Source organism: Klebsiella sp. 141251 (assembly GCF_050600725.1).
GTDB classification, from domain to species: Bacteria; Pseudomonadota; Gammaproteobacteria; order Enterobacterales; family Enterobacteriaceae; genus Klebsiella; species Klebsiella aerogenes.
In genome coordinates this window covers 624,873-649,708 of record NZ_JAQIRG010000002.1, presented here as the reverse complement: position 1 = coordinate 649,708, position 24,836 = coordinate 624,873, and the positions used below count along the sequence as shown (strand labels likewise).

General features: G+C 55.7%; 23 protein-coding genes and 3 pseudogenes. 18 read left to right on the top strand and 8 right to left on the bottom strand.

The window, feature by feature from the left end:
- Positions 1 to 112: 112 nt before the first annotated feature.
- The 11 genes and pseudogenes from PGR09_RS07665 to PGR09_RS07615 form a co-directional block, all read left to right on the top strand.
- Positions 113 to 388 (top strand): annotated as a pseudogene (locus tag PGR09_RS07665) (contractile injection system protein, VgrG/Pvc8 family); the annotation flags it as partial.
- Positions 389 to 429: 41 nt separating this feature from the next.
- Complete coding sequence (gene tssA / locus PGR09_RS07660) at positions 430 to 2,004, top strand: type VI secretion system protein TssA (RefSeq protein WP_045398046.1); 1,575 nt, start codon at positions 430 to 432, stop codon at positions 2,002 to 2,004.
- A 54-nt stretch (positions 2,005 to 2,058) separates the two neighbouring features.
- Positions 2,059 to 2,355, top strand: a pseudogene (locus PGR09_RS07655) (type VI secretion system baseplate subunit TssF); the annotation flags it as partial.
- A 19-nt stretch (positions 2,356 to 2,374) separates the two neighbouring features.
- Complete coding sequence (locus PGR09_RS07650) at positions 2,375 to 2,560, top strand: hypothetical protein (RefSeq protein WP_015705642.1); 186 nt, start codon at positions 2,375 to 2,377, stop codon at positions 2,558 to 2,560.
- 203 nt (positions 2,561 to 2,763) lie between these two features.
- Positions 2,764 to 3,312, top strand: coding sequence for a DUF3304 domain-containing protein (locus PGR09_RS07645; protein WP_430916003.1), 549 nt, complete (start codon positions 2,764 to 2,766; stop codon positions 3,310 to 3,312).
- Entirely contained in the window at positions 3,285 to 5,711 is a 2,427-nt protein-coding gene (locus tag PGR09_RS07640) for a T6SS phospholipase effector Tle1-like catalytic domain-containing protein (RefSeq protein WP_430916002.1), read from the top strand. The genes PGR09_RS07645 and PGR09_RS07640 overlap by 28 nt, the downstream gene beginning before the upstream one ends.
- Positions 5,712 to 5,819: 108 nt before the next feature.
- Entirely contained in the window at positions 5,820 to 6,389 is a 570-nt protein-coding gene (locus PGR09_RS07635) for a DUF3304 domain-containing protein (protein ID WP_430916001.1), read from the top strand.
- A 6-nt stretch (positions 6,390 to 6,395) separates the two neighbouring features.
- Positions 6,396 to 6,637, top strand: a pseudogene (locus tag PGR09_RS07630) (type VI secretion system baseplate subunit TssG); the annotation flags it as partial.
- Complete coding sequence (gene tssJ / locus PGR09_RS07625; RefSeq protein ID WP_316422433.1) at positions 6,618 to 7,154, top strand: type VI secretion system lipoprotein TssJ; 537 nt, start codon at positions 6,618 to 6,620, stop codon at positions 7,152 to 7,154. The pseudogene PGR09_RS07630 and the gene tssJ, both read left to right, overlap by 20 nt.
- A gap of 1 nt (position 7,155) precedes the next feature.
- Positions 7,156 to 7,599, top strand: coding sequence for a type VI secretion system baseplate subunit TssE (gene tssE / locus PGR09_RS07620; RefSeq protein ID WP_015705635.1), 444 nt, complete (start codon positions 7,156 to 7,158; stop codon positions 7,597 to 7,599).
- Positions 7,600 to 7,619: 20 nt separating this feature from the next.
- Positions 7,620 to 8,960 (top strand): VasL domain-containing protein, encoded by a 1,341-nt coding sequence (locus tag PGR09_RS07615; RefSeq protein ID WP_430916000.1) that lies wholly within the window; start codon positions 7,620 to 7,622, stop codon positions 8,958 to 8,960.
- A gap of 67 nt (positions 8,961 to 9,027) precedes the next feature.
- Here PGR09_RS07615 and PGR09_RS07610 read toward each other — a convergent pair whose 3' ends face one another.
- Positions 9,028 to 9,594: a DJ-1/PfpI family protein gene (locus PGR09_RS07610; protein ID WP_045397511.1), complete on the bottom strand. Its 567-nt coding sequence runs from the start codon at positions 9,592 to 9,594 to the stop codon at positions 9,028 to 9,030.
- Between the two features lie 461 nt (positions 9,595 to 10,055).
- On the opposite strand from PGR09_RS07610, the gene PGR09_RS07605 reads away from it, so the two are divergent.
- A complete protein-coding gene (locus tag PGR09_RS07605) occupies positions 10,056 to 10,814 on the top strand; it encodes a hypothetical protein (protein WP_063416110.1) in 759 nt (252 codons plus the stop codon).
- Between the two features lie 79 nt (positions 10,815 to 10,893).
- Here the strand turns inward: PGR09_RS07605 and PGR09_RS07600 are convergent, their stop codons facing one another.
- Complete coding sequence (locus tag PGR09_RS07600) at positions 10,894 to 11,088, bottom strand: hypothetical protein (RefSeq protein WP_045397506.1); 195 nt, start codon at positions 11,086 to 11,088, stop codon at positions 10,894 to 10,896.
- Positions 11,089 to 11,337: 249 nt separating this feature from the next.
- Between PGR09_RS07600 and PGR09_RS07595 the strand changes: the two genes are divergently transcribed.
- Together PGR09_RS07595 and PGR09_RS07590 are read left to right on the top strand one after the other, a co-directional pair.
- A complete protein-coding gene (locus PGR09_RS07595; RefSeq protein WP_430915999.1) occupies positions 11,338 to 12,315 on the top strand; it encodes a threo-3-hydroxy-L-aspartate ammonia-lyase in 978 nt (325 codons plus the stop codon).
- Positions 12,312 to 12,938 (top strand): helix-turn-helix transcriptional regulator, encoded by a 627-nt coding sequence (locus PGR09_RS07590; RefSeq protein ID WP_430915998.1) that lies wholly within the window; start codon positions 12,312 to 12,314, stop codon positions 12,936 to 12,938. The genes PGR09_RS07595 and PGR09_RS07590 overlap by 4 nt, the downstream gene beginning before the upstream one ends.
- A gap of 44 nt (positions 12,939 to 12,982) precedes the next feature.
- Here PGR09_RS07590 and PGR09_RS07585 read toward each other — a convergent pair whose 3' ends face one another.
- The 5 genes from PGR09_RS07585 to PGR09_RS07565 all read right to left on the bottom strand — a co-directional run bounded on the left by PGR09_RS07585 (position 12,983) and on the right by PGR09_RS07565 (position 19,433).
- The gene (locus PGR09_RS07585) at positions 12,983 to 14,065 is read right to left on the bottom strand and encodes an oxidoreductase (RefSeq protein WP_430915997.1); all 1,083 of its coding nucleotides are present in this window, start codon (positions 14,063 to 14,065) and stop codon (positions 12,983 to 12,985) included.
- A gap of 13 nt (positions 14,066 to 14,078) precedes the next feature.
- Positions 14,079 to 14,825 (bottom strand): DeoR/GlpR family DNA-binding transcription regulator, encoded by a 747-nt coding sequence (locus PGR09_RS07580; protein ID WP_430915996.1) that lies wholly within the window; start codon positions 14,823 to 14,825, stop codon positions 14,079 to 14,081.
- A gap of 188 nt (positions 14,826 to 15,013) precedes the next feature.
- Positions 15,014 to 16,831, bottom strand: a complete 1,818-nt coding sequence (locus PGR09_RS07575; RefSeq protein ID WP_430915995.1) for an ABC transporter ATP-binding protein — start codon at positions 16,829 to 16,831, stop codon at positions 15,014 to 15,016.
- Positions 16,832 to 16,834: 3 nt separating this feature from the next.
- On the bottom strand, positions 16,835 to 18,286 hold the full coding sequence (locus PGR09_RS07570) for a M81 family metallopeptidase (protein WP_063416108.1): 1,452 nt from the start codon (positions 18,284 to 18,286) through the stop codon (positions 16,835 to 16,837).
- Positions 18,287 to 18,299: 13 nt separating this feature from the next.
- Complete coding sequence (locus tag PGR09_RS07565; protein WP_289577718.1) at positions 18,300 to 19,433, bottom strand: ROK family transcriptional regulator; 1,134 nt, start codon at positions 19,431 to 19,433, stop codon at positions 18,300 to 18,302.
- 232 nt (positions 19,434 to 19,665) lie between these two features.
- Between PGR09_RS07565 and PGR09_RS07560 the strand changes: the two genes are divergently transcribed.
- From PGR09_RS07560 to PGR09_RS07545, 4 genes are read left to right on the top strand one after another with little or no spacing between them, the layout of a single operon-like run.
- Positions 19,666 to 21,198: an ABC transporter substrate-binding protein gene (locus PGR09_RS07560; protein WP_430915994.1), complete on the top strand. Its 1,533-nt coding sequence runs from the start codon at positions 19,666 to 19,668 to the stop codon at positions 21,196 to 21,198.
- Between the two features lie 24 nt (positions 21,199 to 21,222).
- Positions 21,223 to 22,143 carry an ABC transporter permease gene (locus PGR09_RS07555; RefSeq protein ID WP_045397480.1) on the top strand — a complete coding sequence of 307 codons (921 nt, stop codon included), beginning with the start codon at positions 21,223 to 21,225 and terminating at the stop codon, positions 22,141 to 22,143.
- A 1-nt stretch (position 22,144) separates the two neighbouring features.
- The gene (locus tag PGR09_RS07550; RefSeq protein ID WP_047048947.1) at positions 22,145 to 23,005 is read left to right on the top strand and encodes an ABC transporter permease; all 861 of its coding nucleotides are present in this window, start codon (positions 22,145 to 22,147) and stop codon (positions 23,003 to 23,005) included.
- Entirely contained in the window at positions 23,002 to 23,919 is a 918-nt protein-coding gene (locus tag PGR09_RS07545; RefSeq protein ID WP_430915993.1) for an ROK family protein, read from the top strand. The genes PGR09_RS07550 and PGR09_RS07545 overlap by 4 nt, the downstream gene beginning before the upstream one ends.
- 403 nt (positions 23,920 to 24,322) lie before the next feature.
- Here the strand turns inward: PGR09_RS07545 and PGR09_RS07540 are convergent, their stop codons facing one another.
- Positions 24,323 to 24,766 carry a GNAT family N-acetyltransferase gene (locus PGR09_RS07540; protein ID WP_047079062.1) on the bottom strand — a complete coding sequence of 148 codons (444 nt, stop codon included), beginning with the start codon at positions 24,764 to 24,766 and terminating at the stop codon, positions 24,323 to 24,325.
- Between the last annotated feature and the right edge of the window lie 70 nt (positions 24,767 to 24,836).

Sequence of the window (24,836 nt, the reverse complement as noted above, 5' to 3'; positions counted from 1 at the left end):
CAGGATGGCGCGGGCGATGGGCAAGCAGAACACTATCTGCAGGGCATTGCGGTCTTATGGAGAAAAAATATGACCTGGATGAGTTCGTTGGGCCGTGAGCGCAACACAACCGCAGGAGCATAACCTGCATGGTTGGGAATATGAATTTAATCTCAAGCAAAGCTACCCAAAACGCGAACAGATAAACCAGTATCGCGAGAGCGACCTGGCGTTTATTCAGCGCCTGCTGGCTGAAGTCGGCATATTCTATTATTTCACCCTGCAGGAAGAGGCGCAGAGCGAAGTGGTGAATTTCGCCGATGCGCAGCGCACGTTGATATTTGGTAAGACACTCCCCGTCAACAGCCCGTCGGGAATGAGCGACAGCGGGGCGGAGTCCGTATGGGGCTGCGAGGCGGAGAGTGAACAGCGCAGGGAGGATCTTTATTAATGGCATCAGTTCTTACATTGATTAGTGCGAGCCAGGTAGCGCCGGAAGCGCTGGCCGCACAGACCCAGCAGCGTTTGCTGCTGTGGGAAAACTGGCTGCAGCCGGTCACGACCGAGCAACCAACGGGCGATGATCCCGGCTATGACGATGATTTCCAGTTGATGCGCGAAGAAGTGAATAAGCTATCCGGCGCCAATACCGATCTGATTTGTCAGCTTGCGGAAAAGCTGCTGACCACCGTCACCCAGGATATCCGCGTCGCCTCATACTACGCCTGGGCCCGCCTGCACCGCGATGGCGAAGCGGGTCTGGCTGATGGGCTGGAATTACTGGCTGGATTAATGCAGCGTTTTGGCGTGAGTCTACACCCGCAGCGGGATCGCAGCAGGAGAGCTGCCCTTGACTGGCTGGCGAGCCAGCGCATGCTCGACAGCCTGTCGTTATACCCGGAGGTATGCAACAGCGATGCGCTACGTATCACCGGCGCGTTGCTGATCATGGAGCAGACGCAAGAAGGGGCGGTCCCCGGCGCGTTGTGCGCCGCCCTCGAAACCCGGTTAATGAAATCCGGCGGGCCAGAAGCTGTGGTCCCGCAGAATATCAGCGATGCGCCGCTAGCGGCGGTGGGGGGCAGCGCGCCAGTGCTCAGCGGTATCACCTCTGGTCAGGAGCTGCTGACGCAGGCGCGGGTGCTGGCAAAGTATCTCAGCGACCAGCCGGATGGCTGGCTCTCTGCCCACCACCTGATAAAGAGCATTCGCCATGATACGCTGCATCAGTTGCCGCCGTTACTGGCGGACGGCAGAACTCGTATTGATCCGCCAAAACCGGACCAGCGGGCGCTGCTGAAAAGGCTGTATCTCCAACAGAGCTGGATGGAATTACTCGAGCAGGCCAGCGAGATGTTTTCCCGCGGCGCAAACCATCTGTGGCTGGATCTGCAGTGGTATGTTCACCAGGCGCTGTTGAAATCCGGGCGCGACGCGCAGGCCGCTATTATTCAGCATGATCTGCAAGGACTGCTGGCACGTTTGATCGGCCTGGAAGGGTTGGCGTTTAACGATGGTACGCCGTTTGCCGATGAGGTGACGCTGAACTGGATACAGCAACAGGTGCTGGATAATGCAACCATCTGGCTGGACGACACCGCTTCCCGCGCCGTCACCGCTTCCGGCGACGACAACATCCTTCAGTTAGAGCCGGAGGCGCTGGCTCTGGTCGACAGCGATGGCGCTGAGGCGGCGCTGACCTGGCTGCAACATCGTCCGGGTATCACCACCCCCAGAAGCCGCTGGTTACTGCGATTATTGATGGCGCGGATTGCCGAGCAGAGCGGGAAAAACGAACTGGCGCAACATCTGCTGGCGGAACTGGACGTGCTGGCAGCCACGCTGTCACTGGCGCAATGGGAACCGGAACTACTGTTTGAAGTCCGAGCGCGTCATCTGCGGCTGTTGCGCGGTAAGGCCGGACGCAGCGAAACGGAAAGAGCTCGTCTGCAGTCGCAGATGGACCGTTTGCTGGCGGACCTGATTGCTATTGACCCCGCCCGCGCGGCGGTGCTGTGCGTTTAAACGCCTGATGCTCGTCATGGACGAGTAACGGATAACATACGATCGATGATTTAACCTTGTGCTATTTCGATGCTGGATCTCGACAAAGCCGGTACGCCGGATCCCTACGTAGAGCGTCTGTTTGAAGGGGTTGCTTTTTCCATGGAGCGCTTGCGGGAAAAGATTGATGACGACCTGCCTGAGCTTACCGAAGGGCTGGTTAGCATGCTGTGGCCGCACTATCTGCGCACCATTCCGTGGCTATCGGTGGTGGCGCTGACGCCGGAACTACCGACGATGAAGATGGCGGAAACGGTGCCTGCCGGGCTGGAGATATATTCCCGCCCGCTGGGGCCGAAAAATACCGTCTGCTGCGCCGCCTGCGCAGAGCGTGGGGCCGCGTGAGGTACCGTTTATCGACAAGGATCGGCTGGACCACGCGGCGTGGGGCTATGACTTTGCCCACACCGGCATCGTGGCGCAGCTGGGTTCGCCGCAGATGCTGGATTTTTACGATAATAGCGTCCTGCCGGGCCTGCGAGTAAAACAATTATTGAACTTAATATCGGCGAAATAATTAATACACGCACGAACGGATATGAAATAACTGCTGAGAATATTTATCGTGGCCAATATTCATTGACCGCTACAAATATCATCATCAGTTATATATGGAGGTTCATCTATTAGCATAAATACAAGCATTTAATTACGCCATTTATTAATAAGTCATCACTTTGTATTTGTAAGGACACATCAAAGATAAAGCATATCCGTATTTTGCCCGGCGGGCTGGCGGTGCTGGCCGCCGTTTTTCTCTGCCTGCTGACGGCCTGCCGCGACCACAGTCGCGACGGCATGAGCGGCGCTGATATAAATGTCTATAACCACGGTCCGGATGCCATTGTTTCGGTGCAGGTGAACGGCTACGGCGGGCCTGGAGCCAATTCCTACGGCGGCGGCGGCGGCTTCTGCTGTGTGATGGTGCCCAACGACTGGCGGCCGGGGCTGACGGCAAAAATCACCTGGACTTCCGACCCTAACTCCTGGATGAAAATAAGCGATATGCCTGACAACTATTCACAATACTATCAGCGCCATGGACCGATCACCGTTCCCATTGAGCGCTGGGAGAAGGGACAGGCCTGTGGCTTTGAAGTGCATATTTTTCCCTGCGATAAGGTAAGAATTGTTCGTTCTTGTCACGATCGCTCATCTCCGGAATATCCGATACATCGTGCGCCCGATGAGGATGAAAAAGCGAAAAAAATATTATTTGACCATGTTAAGGAGAACATCGTATGTCCGACACCGCAGACTCCACGCTGAATGCCCTGAAGGCGCTTATTGCGGCTTTTCAGACCGGTGCCACTCCGGTCGCAGTCAAAACCTCCACCGCAGAAGCGGCCAGCCTACCGCCAAAGTTTCCCGGGCCGGATGACAAAAAGCCCGCGGATAACTCCACGCAGCAGAAAACCGAATACAACGAGCGCGGCCGCCTGCCAGCGAGCAGAACGCAGACCGAAGGCAACTACGCCAGGCAGTACCTGGAGGGGTATGTTAAAGAGTCCGATCATCAATCGGACAAAAAAACGGAACCGGGCTGCCCCGCCAGCCTGCATATCAGCCTGTTCTTTGACGGTACCTGCTGTAATGAAGAAGATGGTAATGAAGTGTACGGCTCGCGAAACCCGCCGCTGACCAATATCGGCCGTCTCTACCATGCCGCAAACTGGTTAGATAAGGCGGAGAACGACGGCTACTTCAGCTATTACTTTCCCGGCTGCGGGGCGCGCTTTCCGCAGATTGGCGAGAACGAATACTCGCTGGACGGCGAGCTGTTTGCCAACGGCGGTGAGGACCGTATCAACCAGGCGCTGCTTAAAACCTACAGCAGCATTTGCTATGCGGTGAAAAAGGAAAGGATCGAGGACAGCGAACTGGATACCTTTCGGCCTCAGATGGCCACCGTCTGGCCCTTCTCGCGGCTGACCCAGAAGTTCAACCGTAAAAGCGCGCTCGATGAGTTCTGCAACAAGCATCTGGGTGCCGTGGTCAATCAGTGGCCGCGGCAGCCAACACGGCTGCATATCCAGCGCTCGCAGCGGCGCATTGCCAAAATCAAGCTGTTCGTCTACGGCTACTGCCGGGGGGCCGCCACCGCCCGCGCCTTCGCCCGCGGGCTGGAGTCGCTGCTCGATGACGCTAAAATGCCGCTCGATGCGACAAATATGCTGCCGGCGGGGACGGTGGTTCCGGGGGGACCCACGCTGCTGGGCATTCCCGTCAGTATCGAGTTTATGGGACTGCTGGATTCGGTCTCGGCGGTTGGTGTGCCGCATATCCTGCCGTCGGCCACCGGGCATCTGGGCTGGGCGGCCAACAGCCTGCGGCTGCCGACCACCAAAGGCTTCTTAAAAAGCTGCTACCACTTTGTCGCCGGCCACGAGCAGCACGGCGACCTGCCGCTGGACTCCATTCGCGGTCCGGATGGTAAATACCCGGCGGGAGCGGTGGAGGTGGTCTACCCCGGGATGCATGCCGATGTCGGCGGCGACTGTAAGCCTGCGGAGCTCGGCAAGGTGCAGACCGACGCCCGCAGCCTGTTGTCAAAGATCGTGCTGCATGATATGTATGCCGCCGCCTTCGATGCCGGGGCGCCGCTGAGCGTACCTGAAGAAGTATTACCCGGTGGGGCTCAGGACAAAAAATATCGGGTAATGCAAGGCTACGTTGCTGATTATTTCAAAATCTCCGAACAGGCGATCGCCCTGTTTAACGCCTGGCAGCAGGCCGGGGCGCAGCAGGCGGGGGCGAAGACCGAAACGCCGGCCGTCAACGAGGCGGAGGTGGTGGCCATCGCCGTGGCTCAGGGCCGGGATCCGGTCGCCGCGCTGAAGGCGGCTCACGACAAGGCGGATAGCGATAAGGCGAAAGCTGCGGCCGCCGCCGCGAAGCCGCCGGAGAACGGTCCGCTGGGCAAACTGCCGGATCCGGTGTATGTGCCGCTGAAGGCCAAAGCGCTGGAGGTGATGCTGGCGGACCAGCTGAGCTGGATCACCGCCTGGCGCACCGAGCGCTTTGCCAGCCCGCAATACGCCGATAAGTATTATCAGCGTAAGCCTTTTTATCAGCAGGCGCTGAATGAGCAGACCGGCGCGCTGCCGTCGGCGACGGCGCCCGCGGAAAGCGAAGGGCCGCGAGAAGTGCCGTTTATCGATAAGGATCGGCTGGACCGCGCGGCGTGGGGTTATGACTTTGCCCATACCGGTATCGTGGCGCTGCTGGGCCAGGTGCTGCTGGATGTGATCCCCACCACGCAAACCGACCAGCTTGGCGGTCCGCTGGTGGCGGCGCAGGAGTCGGAATATATCCAGATCAAGAAAAGCGGCGATGCCCGGCGGGCGGCGCTGATGGGCTCGCCGACGATGCTGGATTTTTACGATAACTACGTGCATGACACGCTGGCCAAATATAATCATGATCCGCTGCATTCCTCGTTTTCCCACGGTTATTTTGCGTCGCGGACGATTTACGATAACGATGACGATACGTGGGATTCGGTGAAACAATTTGGCCAGCGGGTAAAAGCGATTATTGATATTAATGTTGGCGATATATTAGTGCAGGCGCGAACGGATATGAAAGATCTGAATACGGTATCGGGCGTGCTGGGGAAAATATATCGGGATATAAAAAGCGAGGCTTTTAAAATACTGCTTCCCTGACACTTTAATTACCATATTACTATGGACGGCGTCGTAAAAATAAAAATCTGAAATTACGTCATCTCTTAATAATTCATTACTTTATTTTATTTTTGTAAGGATACATCAATGATAAAGCATACCCGTATTTTGTCCATAGGGCTGGCGGTACTGGTCGCCGTTTTTCTCTGTCTATTGACGGCCTGCCGCGATCACAGTCATGACGGCATGAGCGGCGCTGATATAGCCGTATTAAACCACGGACCTGATGCCATCGTTTCGGTGCAGGTTGATGGCTACGGAGGGCCCAGGGCGAATCCCTACGATGGCGGTGGCGGATTCTGCTGCGTGATGGTGCCTGATGTCTGGCGCCCGGGACTGACGGCAAAAATCACCTGGACCTCCGATCCTAATGCCTGGATGAAATCGAGTGAGATGCCCGATGATTATGAGACTCACTATCAGAAACATGGGCCGATTACTGTCCCCATTGAACGCTGGGAGAAGGGGCAGGCGTGCGGTTTTGATGTGCATATTTTCCCCTGCGATAAGGTGCGGATAGTCCGTTCCTGCTACGGTCGCGCAGATCCGAAATACCCGATACTTCCTCATCCTGATGAGGATAAAAAAGCAGATAACGTTATTTTCAAACATATCAAGGAGGAGATCGTATGTCCGACACCGCAGACTCCACGCTGAATGCCCTGGCTGGGCGCCCATTTGGATGTACGGCTACAGCTGTATGTGGCCCGCCATTTATTACCGGCTGCGCAACGCTCTTGCCAACCCAAAAACGCGGCGCGGTTAGGGCGGACCGCGGTACTGCGCCCGCTTAACGCGCAATACCCTGCTACTGACATTATCACCATTCATCTGGGGCGTTATCAGCGCGTCCGAAAAATATTCACCGAAGGGAGAACGATGAAGATGGCAACTATCGTTGGTAAAAATTGCGCCACATTGCTGCCCATCACTCTCACTGCAGCCTTAACCGGCTGCGGCCTGACGCAGAGCGTAAAAGATGGAGCCGTCTCAGTGACCTACGCTATTTTTTATAAACAGATCAAAACGCTGCATTTGGATATTCGGGCCCGGGAAGGGGTGAACCACAATGCGCAAGGGGCGTCATTGGCAACCGTAGTGCGAATTTACCAACTCAAAGAGCGCAAAGCGTTTGACGCCAGCGATTATCCCTCGCTATTTGCTGACGATAGCCGGGCAATACCAAGCGATTGGCTGGCCCAAAAAGATATCCGTCTACACCCGGGGGAATCCGTGGCGCTGGATATGCCGCTGGAGACGGCGGCGCAATACGTCGCGGTGGCGGGGATGTTTATCGCGCCGGATCGGGTCAAGGACAGCTGGCGGTTAGTGTTGACCCGCGACGACCTCGACCCCGACAAGCCGCGTATTATCGAAGCCGGTCACAACCGGCTGACGCTGCAACCGTTAAAAGGTAACTAAAATGCCGCGCCCCTCACTTTACGACACCCTGTTTGGTAATTTCTCCGGCGGTCTCGATCTGCATCAGATCGGTGAAGAAAATCAGGTCATTTTATCGGTGCTTGATAATATGCAGCGTATCCTCAACTGCCGGGCTGGCACGCTGGCGCATCTTCCGGATTACGGTCTGCCGGATATGACAAAAATTCTCCAGGGGATGCCGGGTAGCGCGCACCAGTTAATGACCACGCTGTCCGCGGTACTGCTCAAATACGAACCGCGGCTGAACAGCCTCCGTGTGGAGATGCTCGAACAGACACAGCCAGGCGAACTGCGTTATGCCATCGACGCGGAACTGAAGGAAATTGGTCTGGTACGCTATGGCACGGAATTTATGCCTGAAGGCAGGGTTCTCCTTCGCCATCTGAAACAGCAACAGTATCTGAATGCCCGCACCGCTATTTAGCCCTCACTCTGGTTACCCCTATGACAACTTATCCTAAGCGTCACCTGATTACCGGCGGCGACCCGCGCACGCTGGCAGACTACGCAAAGCTGCGTGAAGAAATGCACAAACTCAGCCACCCGGCGCGCCCCGACGTTGACTGGCTATACGCAGAACGGCTTTGCCTGTCATTATTTGACCGTAACGGCGTAGAGCTGCAGACCGCGGCTTGGTATACGCTTGCCCGTACGCAGTTAACCGGCTTATGCGGGCTGAATGAAGGACTGGCTATCCTGGAAACGCTGATTACCCGTCAGTGGGGGAGCCTTTGGCCACAGCCGGTACACGCGCGGATGGAAATCCTTAGCGGTTTGGGTAAACGGCTACTGCAAGCGCTGCGTACGCTGACGCTAGCCTATGTCGATCTTAGTTTGATTTATGAGGCGGAAGTGCATCTGAAAGCGCTGGATGCTGCGCTGCAGCGTCTGGAATTAAAGCACGCCAGTCAGTTTGATGCGTTGCTCAATTTTATGCATAACGCGGCTGTACGGCTGGAGAATAGCGATGGCGTGACCAGCGCTGATACCCTACCGCACGTAGTCACGATGGAGAACGCGTCCACCCATTTGGATGAGCGGGTTGAGCGAACAAAGTGGGTTTATATTGCGCCGCCGGAAACGCTGCCAAACGTGCAAGTCGGCAATGAGCGTCAGAACTCTGAAAAACGATGGCGACCTTTTATGGCCGGTATGCTGACGATGCTGGTGCTGACCGCAGCGGCAGGGTGGGGGTGGCAGGCGATGAATCAACCAGATCCGGAACAGCAGCAATTCGCTCTCAGTCTGGCGCCATTGCCGACGGTACTTTCGCCAGATCAGTTACGCTCCTTTTCTCTGCACGCACCGTCAGCAGACAGTGGGATAAAGCAGACCCGGCAGCAGCTTACACATCTGGCTCAACTCAAACCTAATTGGGCCATCGACTATGGCGATCAACTGGTACAACAGGCACTGGCGCTATGGCCGGAGCAGGCGAAAACATTGTCCTCGCAGTGGCGGCAGCAGATCATAGCCGCCGCGCTGCCGGCGGAAAACCTCACCGGGTGGTATCAGGGAATGCAGCAACTGCAGCAATTAACTCAGCGTCTGAATGCCCTGGATGAGCAGAAGGGACAATACCTGACGGTCAGTGAACTAAAATCCGCGGTGTTCGCCATTACTCAGTCCCTTAATCGAACCGTTCCGGCTGAAGAACAGTTACGCCAACTAACGGCGATGACAGAAGGGCAAATCAGCCGCGCCTCGCAGCAGCAACAAGCGGAACAGCACCTGCAGCAGCTGATAGTCTCTTATGCACTAGTAAAAAATAAAACCGTGGAATAGCTTCGCGCAAGGAGTAAGGGCTGGGGGGCATATTGTACCGTAGCGACTCCAGCCCTGGAAAAGGCGCTTACCGCTGCAACACCTCGGCAAATTTAGCAAGCCACTGCGGGTGGGCGGGCCAGGCGGGAGCGGTCACCAGATTGCCATCAACGTGCGCCTGGTCGATACCGATATCGGCGTAATGTCCGCCACTGAGGCGAACTTCGGGAGCGCAAGCTGGATAAGCGCTGCAGGTACGGCCTTTAAGAATGCCGGCGGCCGCGAGAAGCTGTGGGCCGTGGCAGACGGCGGCAATCGGTTTACGCGCAGCGTCAAAAGCCTGTACCAGCTTAATCACCTGCTCATTCAGGCGCAGATATTCTGGCGCACGGCCGCCGGGGATGAGCAGTGCGTCGTAGTCTTGCTCATTGGCGCTATCGAAGTCAGCGTTCAGTACGAAGCGATGACCGGGTTTTTCGCTATAGGTTTGCGCGCCGTCAAAATCATGAATCGCCGTCATAATATAGTCGCCTTTGTTTTTATCCGGGCAGACAGCATCGACCTGATGGCCAATCATCTGTAATGCCTGAAACGGGACCATGGTTTCGTAATCTTCAGCGTAATCACCCACCAGCATTAAAATTTTCTTGCCCATTGCAACAGATCCTTGATGAATAATGATGCCTAAGGTATAGCCTGGTAAAATGAATAATGCCAATGGTTAATGCATGAATAAGAATGAAAGCAGCAATGTCGATAAAATATAGACCTGATGTATCGGATCAAGAGAAATAAATTTAACGCATGAATTAAATTCCGCACCAGGGAAGTTTACATTAAAAAGAAATGATGCCTGAATATTGCGTTTTGCTTTTTTTGTTGACGGGGAGGGGGTATTTGTTAATATCGGCTGGCTCTTTTTATTGGCGTGCGAATCTTTGGGGTATATTCTTTATCTTATGTGTGTGTTGTCTTTTTTACATGCGAGAATATATTCGGATATTTCGAATTGTTGAACGGCGTCAGGTGTTAAAAATGCCTTTTGTTATTGGCGGCATAGTGTAAACCTATTAATTAAATTAATATGTTACGATGAGTAAGCATAATGGAGTATGAATGAATAAAATTCACCGTCTGACATTGATTGGTATTATAATTAACTTAGCCATGTTTCTTTTGGTGCTCAATGAGGTCAACTCGCTTTCAGATTATTATGGCTACGATCGAACGCTGCGTTTGATTAAAGATTTGGTCACAATTGTACTTCCCCTTGCTATAGTTGTTCAGGTGGTAAGCGTTTTTTTATTACCGAAAGTCCCGCGTGTTGGTATTGTGTTTGCTTATATCGGTGGGATTGCTATGGTGCCGATTGGTTTGTTGTTTTTAATCGGTTATCTTTTTAGCTACGAAAGATACTGCAATGCAAACCTTGATGTTTATAACCCTGAAGCAGAGGTTGATATATCTAAGCCTGAAGATAAAAACTATAAATTAACATGCGATACATCCCGATTTGCGCCTACTGGTGCTATTGCTTTATGCATGGGAGTTATTGTGCTGGTGATGGGCGTGGGAATTGGCTATTTATTGGTCGCAGTAGGCATTCTCAATATCTGGAATGGGGTACGCCTCAAGGAGAGCGTTATGATTGGTCTTTCTGGTGATAAATTGATAGTTAAACCAAAATTGTACTCAGATACTTTTATCGTACCGCTGAATGAAATCGTATTAACAGGAAAAGGTGTTACTAATGACACTGTCTCCCTAAAATTCTTACGTACAGGCCGGGCGTTTAGCGTGCGGAAGAAAATGCTGGCAGGTGAGAATATTGATGAATCACTCGAATATATTATTTCAAAAATCCCCACCGCCTGATTGGTTCTCACCAAAGTGAATATAAAACGGCACCTTTGAGGTGCCGTTTAGTCTTTTCTGGCGATATCAAAGGGTTGTGTTAATCCACGTTAGTAAAGTAATCGCGAGCGACGGCTTCCACACGCTTTGCTTCCAGGCCGGTCTTTTCGCTGATCCCGGCGATAAACGGCTTGAACTGCTCGGCCATCACGTGACCGCCGTCCCAATGAGCAACGTAGTAACGGCACTGATAGCGATAAAAGTGGAGGGTCTTTTCTCCTAACGTGTAATACATGACATTCTCCTGTCCAGTGTGTCGGGTTGCGTCCGAAGAAGCTGATGGGGCGTTACCACAATAATCAGGTATTTGATTATATCCTGCTCCCAAATGTGGGAAATTTCCAGCAGGCAATAGGCAAGCGGAGCACATTTTCTTCTGGTTGCGATCGATGCCATTTGCGGTTGAATATTGATCACACATAATGTATTTAATTAGACGAATTGTATTAAATCCTGGTTACTCATTGAACAACAAGGTGAAACAATGACTCTACAACTTCCCGATTATCGCGATGTGGCAGCCGCCGCCCGGCGGATTGCCGGTTACGCCAACTCTACTCCTGTGATGACCTCCCGTACCCTGGATGAGCAATACTCAGCGCAGCTGTTTTTAAAGTGTGAAAATTATCAGCGCATGGGGGCATTTAAATTCCGCGGCGCGATGAACGCGTTGCAACAGTTTAGCCCAACGCAAAAACGGGCCGGGGTAGTGGCGTTTTCTTCTGGTAATCACGCGCAGGCCATTGCACTAGCGGCTAAACTGCTGGACATTCCGGCGACTATCGTCATGCCACACGATGCGCCTGCGGCTAAAGTCGCCGCCACCCGGGGCTACGGTGGTAAAGTCGTTTTTTATGACCGCTACACGGAGGATCGCGAGCAGATCGGTCGCGATCTGGCGCAACAGAATGGGCTAACCCTTATCCCTCCTTACGATCATCCGCACGTGATTGCCGGGCAGGGGACGGCGGCGAAAGAGCTAATAGAAGAGGTCGGTCCGCTGGATGCGCTATTTGTCTGCCTCGGCGGCGGTGGGCTGTTGTCAGGCTCGGCGCTGGCGACGCGTCATCTGTCTCCGGGGTGTAAAATCTATGGCGTAGAGCCCGAAGCTGGCAATGACGGCCAGCAATCTTTTCGTTGCGGCAGCATTGTGCATATTGAGACGCCGAAAACCATCGCCGATGGCGCGCAGACCCAGCATCTGGGGCAATATACTTTTCCGCTAATACAGCAATACGTCGACGATATCCTGACCGTGAGTGACGATGAATTGGTCGCAGCGATGAAATTTCTCGCCGAGCGGATGAAAATGGTGGTCGAACCGACCGGCTGTCTGGGCTTCGCTGCCGCACGGGGCGCCATGGCGCATCTGCGGGGTAAAAAAGTCGGCATTATTATCAGCGGCGGTAATGTGGATATGAGTCGTTACAGCGCTTTATTGGCCACCGGGAACGAATTATGAGTAGCGAGATGTCGCCCTTGCTGGCACAGCTTGATCTCATCGCCCAGGGGTTAAGCGAAACCTTCGCGCCGTTTTGTGAAGTGGTCGTCCATGACCTGACGCATCCTCAACAGGCCATTTTATCAATCCACAATAATCTCTCCGGCAGAGAGGTTGGTCAGCCGGCGACCGAGATGGGGTTAGCGCGGATTGCCAGCGCCGAGTTTCCGGCCGTCGTTGCCAACTATGCCAATCAATTTGCCGATGGCCGTGCGGTGAAAAGTACCTCCATCGGTATTAAGGGCGATAACGGTGAATATGTTGCCGCCCTCTGTCTTAACGTCGATATGACGTTGTTTCGCGGTATGCAGAGCGCGTTGGCGCGCTTTACCGCCACGGAAAGCGCCACGGTGGTTGAGCATCTTGAACCGGGCGGCGCAGCGGCCATTCGCCAACGAATTGATACATTCGCCGCCGAGCGGGCGACGACAGCCAGGGCGCTGAGTGCGACGGATCGTAAAACGGTGATTCAACAATTGCGTAAAGAGGGGCTATTAGATCTGCGCAAATCAATGGAAATGGTCGCGCAGCATCTTGGCATTTCGCGGGCGACCGCCTATTTATACGCCCGACAGGAGAGATAAGCGTAGCGGCCGCGCGGAGCTGCAGCCGCTATTCCATCAAGGAGTTACTGAAGCCCGGTCAGTTCGTCGGTGGTTAACGCCAGCTTTTGCACGCTGCCGCTTTCTGCTGAAGCAACGGCGGCTTCCAGCACCGCCATCACCGCCAGCGCCTGTAGCGGCGGCACCGGGTTGGCGATTTTGCCCTGCAGGGCATCGCGAACCTGAATATAGTACTGACGCTGATCGCCTTTCGGCGTGGCGAGCGTGTGCGCCTGCAGGCTGGCGTCGAACAGCGTCATGCTGTCGTCATCCTGGCCCCAGCTTTCGCTCCCTGGGATGACCCCAGCCAGCAGCTGGCTCTCTTGCTGGTCTGCTTTCAGTTTCACGAGGCTGCCGCTATCGCCGTGGACCGTGAAGCGCGAGACGCCGCCGGCCACCAGCATGCTACAGTGCAAAACCACTTTGTGCTGCGGATAATTCAGCACCACGTGCGCCCAATCGTTGATCTCCGCGCCCTGTCGCAGAGTGGCTATATTGCCTTGTACCGATTGCGGCAGGCCGAAAAGTTGTAGCGTCTGGTCGATCAGGTGCGGGCCGATGTCAAACCACAGGCCGCTGCCGGGCACGTTTTGCTCGCGCCAGCGAACGCGTACTTCCGGGCGGAAGCGGTCGATATGCGACTCGAAATGCTTAACCTTGCCGATCAGCCCCTGCTCGATGGCCTGCTTAACGCCGAGATAATCGCTATCCCAACGGCGATTGTGGAAGACTGAAAGCAGTCGTTGCTTTTCGTCCGCCAGCGCGATCAGCTCGCGCGCTTCCTGCATATCGAGAGTGAAGGGCTTATCCACCACCACGTGCTTACCGGCGTTCAACGCCAGTCGAGCCAGCGGGGCGTGGGTGGCGTTCGGCGAAGCGAGTACCACCAGATCGACATCCGGATGCTGAATGGCCTCTTCCGGAGAAGCGATTACCGTGACATCTGGCAGGTCCTGCTTCACTTTGGCTTCATCGCGGGAGGCGACGACGGCAAGCTTTAACCCCTCGACCGCGTTGATGAGCGGCGCGTGAAACGTTTTGCCGACAAATCCATAGCCGATCAGCGCAATGTTAATAGGTTTACCTGCGCCGGTGATAACTTTATGCATGACTTTCTCCACGTTATTCAGCGTCAGCAATGCTGACCTGCATTGAATTGTCTTCGCCAAGCGCGTGCCATGGCTTGTCGAGGAACAGACGATCGATGTGTTTCAGTTCGGCGACCAGGTATGGCTCGCAGCGATTAAGTTTCAGATGGTCAGCCACCAGCCAGTGCTCGACGCTGGCTGCCAGCATCGCGCGCTTTACCTCCGCATCCGCTTCCTGGCTGGCGCTAAGCCCTTGTTGCGCATGGATCGCGCAGGCGCCGAGAATGGCGATATCCGCGCGGTAACGAGAAAGCAGCGCCAGCGTGGCGCTACCGGCAAACAGCCGCTGCCGCATATCCCATTTTCCGCCAAGTAAAACCAACTCGATATCGGGCCGTTCGCTAAATAGTTGGGCAATATCCAGCGAAGGGGTGATGACCGTCAGCGGTCCTTTTAGATGAGCGGCGACGGCCAGTACCGTGCTGCCGGCGTCTAAAAATAGCGTTGATCCTGGAGGAATCTCACGGGCGACCAGCGCGCCGAGGCGTAGCTTAGTCTCGGGCAGCAGCGCATTGCGCGCCTGACGATTCATAGCTGGAAGATCGAGAGCGATAGCGCCGCCATGGTTTTTCTGTACCAGTCCGCGTTTTTCCAGGTCACTAAGATCGCGGCGAACGGTATCGGGCGAGACCTGCAATCGTTCGACCAGTTCGCTGATACTAATTTGACCGTTTTCGCTCAGTAGTTCGAGTAAAAACTGTTGTCGGGCGGTTTTATGCATAATCGTTGTTCCTGCAAAAGACTGCAATAAGCCGCATAATACAGCATGAAGTGAGAATGTGAATCGCAAAAAGCAGCAAAAAATGCGTTGCCAGCTAAAAGGGGGGATTGTGCATCGCTTTTTGGGAAGGGGGACCGGCTCAGCGCAGACTACAGAGCGTTAAGCCGGTCTATTTAAAGGTACTCCGCTCAGCGCATTACCCAGTGCTGATTACCGACTTGTTCGTAGCGGCGCGTCGGCGGCTGCCAGTCTTTATCGCGAAACGGCGAGGGTAGTTCATCGTTATTGGCTTCGCGCAGAAGATGTCGGCGAGACGGATCGGTTTTCGGGATCGCCGCAATTAACTTCTGCGTATAGGGGTGTTGCGGATTGGCGAAAATTGCCTGCCGCGGGCCAATTTCGATGATTTCGCCGAGATACATGACCGCTACCCGGTGACTGATGCGTTCAATCACCGCCATATCATGCGAGATGAACAGAAAGGCGATTTTCATCGTTCGTTGCAGTTCGATAATCAGGTTGACCACCTGCGCTTTGACCGACACATCCAGCGCCGACACCGACTCGTCGGCGATAATCACCTTGGGATTCATCGCCAGCGCGCGGGCAATGCAGATGCGCTGGCGCTGACCACCGGAAAATTCATGCGGATAGCGGTTAAGCACCGCGACGCTGAGTCCCACTTTCTCAATCAATTCATGGGCGCGCGCCAGCGCCTGCTGGCGTGTGGCGAGGCCATTTTCCAGCAGTGGTTCAATCAACGTTTCCTGGATTTTCAGCCGTGGATTCAGGCTGGCGAACGGATCCTGAAAAATCATCTGGATATCCTGACGCATCCGCTTTTGCTGTTGGCGCCCGGCTTGCAGGACGTCATAGCCATTAAGGCGAACATGGCCGGATTGCGCCTGGACCAGGCGAATGAGACTGCGACCGGTGGTCGATTTACCGCAGCCGGATTCGCCCACCAGCGATAGCGTTTCTCCGGGCCATAGATCAAAGCTAACGTTTTCTACGGCGTGGATATGCCCGGCTAACTGATTAAAAAAGCCTTTTTTAACTGGAAAACGGGTGACCAGATTTTTGACCGATAATACCGGCTCGTTGCTGGTCAGGCTGAGGTCAGGCTCTGGCGGGTAACGACGGATTTCCCCGGTTTGCAGGTTCACCGATGGGAACTTACAGGGGGTCGAGCTTATATCCATTTCACCTGCCGCGGGTACCGAGGCCAGCAGCGTACGGGTATAGGGCTGCTGCGGGGTGGCGAATAGCGTCGGCGTACGCTCGCATTCGATGGCATCGCCGCGAAACATCACCAGCGTATCGTCGGCGGTTTCCGCGACTACGCCCATATCATGGGTAATAAACAGCACCGCGGTATTGTTTTCTGCCTGTAGGGTTTTAATCAGATCGAGGATTTGCCCCTGGATAGTGACGTCCAGCGCGGTCGTGGGTTCATCGGCGATCAGCAGTTTCGGCTTCAGGGCCAGCGCCATCGCGATCATCGCACGCTGGCGCATACCGCCGGAAAACTGATGCGGATATTCATCGAAACGTTGCGCGGCATGCGGAATGCGGACTTTTTCCAGCAGGGCGATGGCCTCCTGCTTCGCCTGCCGCGCCGATAAGCCCTGATGGCGGATAAAAACTTCCGCTATCTGATTGCCGATAGTAAATGCCGGGTTAAGACTGGTCATCGGCTCCTGAAAAATCATCGCCACCTCGGCGCCGCGCACGCGACGCATCTCCTCTTCAGGAAGGTCGAGCAGGGATTTGCCGCCGAGCAGCACCTGTCCCTCGGTACGGCTATGCCGGGCAGAAAGCAGACGCATAATGGCCATCGCCGTCACGCTTTTACCCGAGCCGGATTCGCCGACGATCGCCAGCGTCTTACCTGGATAGAGGCTAAAACAGATATTACGCACCACTTTCTGCCAGCTATCGCCGTGGCGGAATGCGACGCTCAGATTGTCGACGGCCAGCACTGGCGCAGGCGTTTCACGGTTCATGAGTCAGCACTCCCCGGCAAAGGGCGCGCGAGCGGAAACCCGCACCAGTGGGGTGAATTCGAGATCACGCTTAAATGGCCAGGTCGGTGTCAGCATCCGCAGACGCGCCACCCGTTCAATATCCTGATCGACCACCCCTTCCGAGAGCGCCATCAGGTTCGGATTGGCCAACGGCGCCAGCTCCGGCGATAAATAGCCGGATTTAACCACCAGGATTTTCACCTGCCGCGGGTTGAGCCCCAACGCGCTAAAGTCAGCGATATCGTGATACGGGCGTCGGCGGTCGGCTACCACCACGGTAACACCGCCTGTCTGTAGCACCGCCTGATTGGCCGGGCGCTGCGGATCCGCCGCCAGCAGACCGGTGACGGTAAAACGCGCGCTCGCGCTGATACCCGCCGGATCGAGGCTGGCGCCGATAGTCAACTGCAGTTCTGCGCCAATGCCGGCCTCAAAGGCCGCACGCGTCGCCGGCGCGTCGGTAATGCCGGCCACCAGGGTATTTTGCGCCTGCTGGCGTAGCAGTTCGGCGAGCACATCGCCGCGATCGCCGACGCCGCCGCCGGTTGGATTATCGCCAGAATCCGCCAGGATCACCGGGCCCGTGGCGCTGGCGATGGCCTGAGCGACGCATTCGGCGACGCTGCCCGTCCGACAGCCGAAAACAAAATCTTCCCGCGCATCCCAATAGGCCTGCGCCAGTTTTGCGGCCTGTTGCTCCAGTACCGCTCGATCGGTGCCGGTAAAAATGGCCGCGGCGGTGGCGCGCGGTTCATCGGCCCACACGTAGCCGACCATTAATGAGCTATCGAGTACGCCGTCGATCTGGTCGCTGTGCGGCAACATGGCGTACAGGCTTTTTGCCGGTTCATCTTCCGTACTGGTTCGCTCGCCAGGCAGTAATACCGGGATAGGGGCCCACACTATGCCCGGGCGCACGCCGTTTTGCAGACTATTCACCAGCATACTGACCGAACGGCGCATGGTCTCTTCGATATCGATATGCGGCGCGGTGCGATAGGTTGAGTAGATATCGATGGCGTCGATGATGCGCTGGGTCACGTTACCGTGAAGATCGTAGCTGACGGCAATCGGGCAGTCATCGCCGACGCAGGCGCGGGCGGCGGTGATCCAGTCGCCTTCAGCGTCTTCCATACCTTCAACGTACATTGCGCCGTGCATCGCAAGGTACAGGCCGTCGATTGGCAGTTGCGCCTGCAGCCGGCTTAAGAATTCGGCCTTGAACTGTTCATAGGTCTCTCGCGCCACCGGGCCTCCGGGAATCGCCCGGGTGTGCAGCGTCGGCAGAAATGTCGCCGGATAATCGCGTAAAAACTGAAAGTGAGGCGCTTCCAGCAGGGCTTCGCCCTTGACGGTGCGAAACTCCGCTTCATGAGTCAGGACCGGATTAAACGTGCTGCATTCAATATGTATTCCGCCAACGGCAATGCGCATAAGGACCTCGAAATTATCCTGGAAAGAGAACGTGAGTCAGCGCGACGCTCGCCGCGGCGAGCGCCCAGCTGTCCTGAGCCAGCGGACGATAGATAAGCGGCGTTTTTCCCGCCATCCCCGGCAACAGGTTGGTTTCAATGGCTTGTTGCATCACGGTATTCAGTAAACCGTTAAAGCTTTCCGGCTGGTGGGCAAGCATGATCGCCGCCGGATCGTGAGTCTGGATCTGATGTGAAATGGCTAACCCTAACGCATCGCCGGCCCGATGCAGGATCTGGATGGCGGCGCTGTGGCCCTTACGCGCCATGGCTTCCAGTTCATCCAGTTGGTTAGTGTCGATACCGGCCATACGCGCCTGTTCAAAGATGGCGGTGAGAGACGCAATGGTGTCGAGACAGCCACGCTTCCCGCAGCGACAAGGCGTGCCCGCCGGCACGATGGTGCAGTGGGCTATTTCTCCCGCGCCGCCGTGGGCGCCGCGCCAGATTCGGTTACAGATGACCGCCGCGCTGCCGATGCCGCTGCCGTGAGAAATCACCACTGCGCTCTCCAGCTTGCGTAGATGGCCAAAAGTTTTCTCCCAGTTCGCCAGCGCCCGGGTGTCGTTTTCAATCAATACCGGGATCCCGCCGGTCGCGCGGCTTAACAGTTCAGCTAGCGGCACCTGATGCCAGCCCAGCAGCGCCGACTGTACGCAGACCGATTGCGCGGCGTCGACAAAGGCAGACAGGGCAAAACCGATGCCGACCAGCCGTTGGCGCTCGATAAGCGTATCGTTTAACAAACTGCGGATTTCATCCGCCAGTTGCTGGATTAAGGCGGGGATTTCAAGCTGCGGCGTGAGCAGCCGCTCGGCGATTTTCTCACCGCTGGCATTCATCAGTACCAACACCAGCTGATTATCAATCAGCGAGATGCCGATGGCGTAAGCGGCGTCCGGCGCCAGCGAAAGGGTGACGGAGGGGCGCCCCTGGCCGCCGGAAGCGGCCATATCGCTCTCCTCTAGCAGCCCATCGGCCAGCATCTCTTTTACCAGTGCGCCAATGGCCGCTTTACTCATACCCGTCAGGCGGGCGAGGTCTGCGCGGCTGGCGCCTTCCTCGCTACAGACCAAATGAATCAATTGTTGGTGGAGTTTGTTCAGCATAGTTACTCAGCCATAACGCTTTTTTCTGAACATAATCGCGGGCTGGCGCTTTAGCAACCAGTTTATTTTCAAAAATAACTAAACAATCACATATAAGTTAAATTTATTACCTAATTAAGCGTTAATCATGGCTAATATCACATTTATGGGACTCTGTTTTGGGTAAAAAGAAAACCTAATCGCAACATAACAGCCACAACTGGCGACATAACAGACAGGTAGGGGTTAACGGATGAAGGCAATTATGAATAAATTTCGACTTGCCATTCTGGCAGGCTTACTGGCAACCGGCGGGGCGACGGCGCTGCAGGCAGCGACGCTGAACGTGATGCAAAACGAACCTCCGCGTAGCATGGATCCGGGCGACCAAACCGCGACCTTTACCGATACCGTTTTAAAACCGATGTATGAAGGTCTGGTGGATTTGTCGCCGGATTTCAAAATCGCCCCGGCGCTGGCCACCGCCTGGAAGGTCAGCGCTGACGGTAAAGTCTGGACTTTTACCCTGCGTAAAAACGTCACTTTCCATGACGGCTCGCCGTTCAATGCCGATGCGGTCGTCGCCAATATTGAACGACATATCGACCCGAAAGGCGGACTGGCAGCCAGTTCGCGGATGCGCAACGTGATCGCTTCCGTGAAGAAGCTCGATGATGACAACGTCGAGATTACGCTGAAAAAGGTCTATCCCTCTTTCCTCAATCTGTTGACCGGCGGCTCGGCGAAGATGGTGAGCCCCACGGCGGCGAAAGCCGGCACCATTGGCCGTAAAGCGGACGGTACCGGTCCATATATGCTGCAGGAGTATAAAACCGGTGAATACGTGCTGGAGAAGAAAAACCCGAAATACTGGGGCGAGAATCACGGCCCGGATGAGATTAAGTGGACCTGGAGCGCGGAGCCGTCGGTGATGAATATGGCGCTGCTTTCCGGCCAGGTCGATGTGATTAACCCGGTACCGCCGCAGTTTGGTCTGCAGTTGAAAAGCAACCCGCAGGTGAAGCTGGAGCAGGGGCAGGGAGCGTCGGTATTCTGGGTAGCGCTCAACGTTGAGCAAAAGCCGCTGAATGATGTCCGCGTGCGTCAGGCGCTGAACCTGGCGACCGACAAAGAAGCGCTGCTGAAGGCGGTGATGTTTGGTTTTGCTTCTGCCGCCAACTCGCCGCTGGCGCCGGTGAACGAAGGATATGATAAAACCCTCAACGACTATCCGTGGGATCTCGATAAAGCGAAAGCGCTATTAAAAGAGGCCGGGTACCCGCAGGGCTTTGAGATGAACATCGCCGTGCAGGGACCGGATGCGCGTACCGCGCAAATCCTGCAGGCGATGTGGGGCAAAGTTGGCGTGAAACTTAACATCCAGCAGATGGAGAGCGGCGTCTGGAGCAAAGCGGCGTTTGCCCCGGCGGCGGAAAAGTTGGCCAACCGTACCGATGCGGTGCTGGCCTCCTGGTCTTCCGGCCTTAATGGTTCTGATTTGCAACTGCGCCCGCTGTACTACTCACAGAGCGCCGCGCCGGCCGGGGCTAACCTTGGTTTCTACCGCAACCCGCAGGTAGATGAGCTGTTAGATAAAGCCGCGACCACCATGGATAACAACGCGCGTATCGCCGAATATGTGGCGGCGCAAAAGGCCATTATGCAGGACGCGCCGCATGTGATGCTCTATTTCCAGGACGATCTGTACGCCACCCGCGCCACCATTAAAGGCGTGCGGATGGAGCCGGGCGGCGAAATTATCGTAACCGAAGCGCAAAAACCGTAACGCTGGGGTCAGGGTGGAGTTGTTATGAAAGCTTATGTGATTAAAAAACTGCTTTCTTTGCCGCTGATCCTACTGGGCGCATCGCTGATTGTCTTTCTGGCGATCAGGATGCTCCCCGGTGACCCGGCCCGCCTGATGGCAGGGCCGCAGGCCACCCAGGATGATGTCAGCCGTATGCATACGCGCCTCGGCCTGGACGATCCGCTGGCGGTGCAGTATGGCCATTTCGTCAGCGGAATGCTGAAGGGGGATTTTGGCACCTCGCTGAAGTCCGGCCAGCCGGTCTCCACCGAAATGAGCGAGCGGGTTCCTTATACCTTAGGCCTGGCGCTGCTGGCGTGGATGATGGCGGTGATCCTCGGTATTCCCATGGGGATGTGCGCGGCCATTTACCGCAATCATGTTGCCGACCATGTGCTGATGCTGGTGGCGATTGCCGGCGCGTCGATAGCCAACTTCTGGCTGGCGCTGATCGCCATGGATACTTTTTCGGTGAAGCTGGGCTGGCTGCCTTTGCTGGGCGCGGATGGCTGGAAAAGCTATATCCTGCCGTCGGTCTGCCTGGGGATTTTCCCAATGGCGGTAATGTCGCGGATGACCCGCTCCAGTATGGTTGACGTGTTAGGCGAAGATTATATCCGCACCGCGCGGGCCAAAGGGCTGGCGCCGTTTCAGGTCTATTTCAAGCATGCGCTGCGTAATGCGCTGATCCCCATCGTGACCATTATCGCACTCAACTTCGGCAGCCTGATCGGCGGCGCGGTGGTGACCGAGTCGGTGTTTAACTGGCCGGGGATAGGCCGCTATCTGGTGGATTCGGTGCGCTATCGCGATTATCCCGTTATCCAGGGCGTGACGATGATTACGGTGGCAAGCGTGGTGGTGATGAACCTGGTTGGCGAGATGATTATCGCCAGAATCAACCCGAAAATAAGGTTTGACTGATATGTCGGAAATTTCACTCGCCAAATCGCGCAGCGGCGTACTCAGCGGCCTGCGCTGGGGGATGGAGCATCCCTCGCTGACCCTCGGCGGCATCATCGTCGCTTTAATCCTGATATGCGCCATCTTCGCGCCATGGTTAAGCCACTACGATCCCTACGCGCAAGACCTGCTGAATATTCTCTCCGCGCCGTCGGCCGACCACTGGTTGGGCACCGATGACTATGGCCGCGATATCTTTTCCCGCACTATTTACGGCGCCAGGATCTCACTGATTGAAGTGGTGGTCAGCGTGGCGCTGTCGCTACTGATGGGGCTGCCTCTGGGCATCATCGCCGCGTTGTGCGGGAAAAGTGTCGATCACCTGATTATGTGGGTGATGGATGTCATTTTCGCTTTTCCCGGCATCGTGCTGGCTATCCTGCTGGTCAGCGTCCTCGGCGCAGGGTTGCTGAATATGCTGTTGGCGATCGCTATCTTCTCCGTGCCGGTTTACGCGCGCCTCAGCCGTAACCTGACCTTGGGTATCAAGAATATGGAGTACATGGAAGCGGCGCGGGCGCTGGGAATTGGCTATCGCCGACAGATAATTCACTACATTCTGCGTAATACCCTGGGGCCGATTACCGTGCAGGCGACATTGACCGGCGGTTCGGTGATCCTGGCCGCCGCTTCGCTCTCCTTCCTCGGCATGGGCGTGCAACCGCCGATGCCGGAGTGGGGAACGATGATGAGCGACGGGCGTAACTTCCTTGGCATCAGCCTGGGGATTTCGCTGTGGCCGGGGCTGGCTATTGTCTTTTCGGTATTAGGCTTCAACCTGCTGGGCGATGGCCTGCGTGACATCATGGACTCTCGCCTATGAGTAATAGCGTGCTGTGCCTGGATATTGGCGGAACCTTTATTAAAAGCGCTATCTCTCCGGCGCCTGGCCAGGTAGTAATGCCGCGTCAGCGGGCGATGCCGCTGACTTCCTGGCCGGCATTCATCGACGCCGTACAGGAGATTATCGCGCAATATGGCGATGCGATTAGCGGACAGAGTCCGTTGGCGCTCTCCTGCGCCGGAGTGGTGGATGTTGCCAACGATCGTATTCTGTCGAGCAACATTCCGCCGTTTGCCGGTATCGATATTATCCAATCCCTGCAGGCTGAGCTCGGGCGCCCGGTGGCGATGGCTAACGATGCTGATTGTTTTACCCTGGCCGAAGCGCGTTTCGGCGCGGCAAAAGATCTGCCGGTGGTGTTGGGGGTGATCCTCGGCAGCGGGATCGGCGGTGGGATTGCCATCAACGGCAAAATCCTCTACGGCAATCAGGGGATCGGCGCCGAGTGGGGGCACGGACCCATTACGCGCACTCATCTGCGGGGAGTTGAGTTGCCGCGGCTGCCCTGCGGCTGCGGACAGCAGGGATGTCTTGACACCCTTGGCGGGGCCAAAGGGATGCAGCGGCTGCATCAACTGCTCAGCGGTCAGGCGCTAAGCAGTGTCGAGATCGTGACGCAGGGCATGGCCGGAGAAGAGACAGCGGCGTTCACCCTTGAAGTATGGCTTGATCTGGTGAGCGAACCGTTGGCACATGTGGTGAACATTCTCGGGCCGCATAAAATCGTCGTAGGCGGCGGGCTGGCGAGCGAAACGTCGTTGCTGGCGCGCCTTGATATCGCGTTGCGGGCAAAGATTCTGCTGAAGAGCGCCGAGCCACTACTGGTCGCCGGGCAATTTAGTCGCGAAGGGGGATTACTGGGGGCATCGGTGCTGGGCTGGGAAAAATTTTAGCCAGGAATGTGGCAAATCTGACGGAAGCTTCTAGGATTAGAGCCTATCCCAGTAGGCGTAATTGGCGCAGCCAGTTTGAACACGGACAGCGCGCAGAAACCGGAGCGTACACGTAGTACGTGAGGATTTCGAGCACTGCCCTGGTTCAAAATGGCAAGTAAAATAGCCCTAATGGGATAGGCTCTTAGTCTGCTTATAAAAATGGAGTAATAACCATGTGCACCAATTTACACGATAACGCCCGCCGCTATGCGGAAGAGAAAAAATGAACGCTTGCTGCTAATCCCGTCCTGTGCCCGCCCAGACGATGGCAAGGGTTACTACTGTGGATTAGCCGACGACTGATACGAACTAATAAGAACCCGCCAATGGCGGGTTCTCCCTTTATGACGGCCTGACCAACTTACTTGAGCATTTTGTTATAGACGTAAAAATCCGTATCACGTACGAAGCCGCTACGCTCGTATAACGCCTGCGCTTTAGTATTATCGGTTGCCGTGCTAAGCATAATAAATGCTGAATCACTCTCTTTTGCCAGCTGTTCGGCACGGGCAATCAACTGCTGCGCTACGCCGTGCTGGCGGGCAGACTCATCAACGTACAGATCGTAAAGCAGCCAGATGCGCTTCATTTCCAGCGAGCAGAACAGGGGATAGAGCTGGGTAAAGCCCACCGCTTTGCCGTCCATTTCTGCGAAGAAAATGACCGACTCATTCAGTTGCAGGCGCTTAAGGATGAACTCCCGCGCCTGAACGAGATTTTCTTCGACCTGATAGAAACGACGATAGGCGAGATACAGCGGCAGGACGGTATCGACATCCTGGGGCTGGGCTTGATAAATATTCATACTAAAACCTCATTAAAATCACGGATATAATTGTAATACAAATATGATCAGCTGTCGCCAAAAGCGGTAT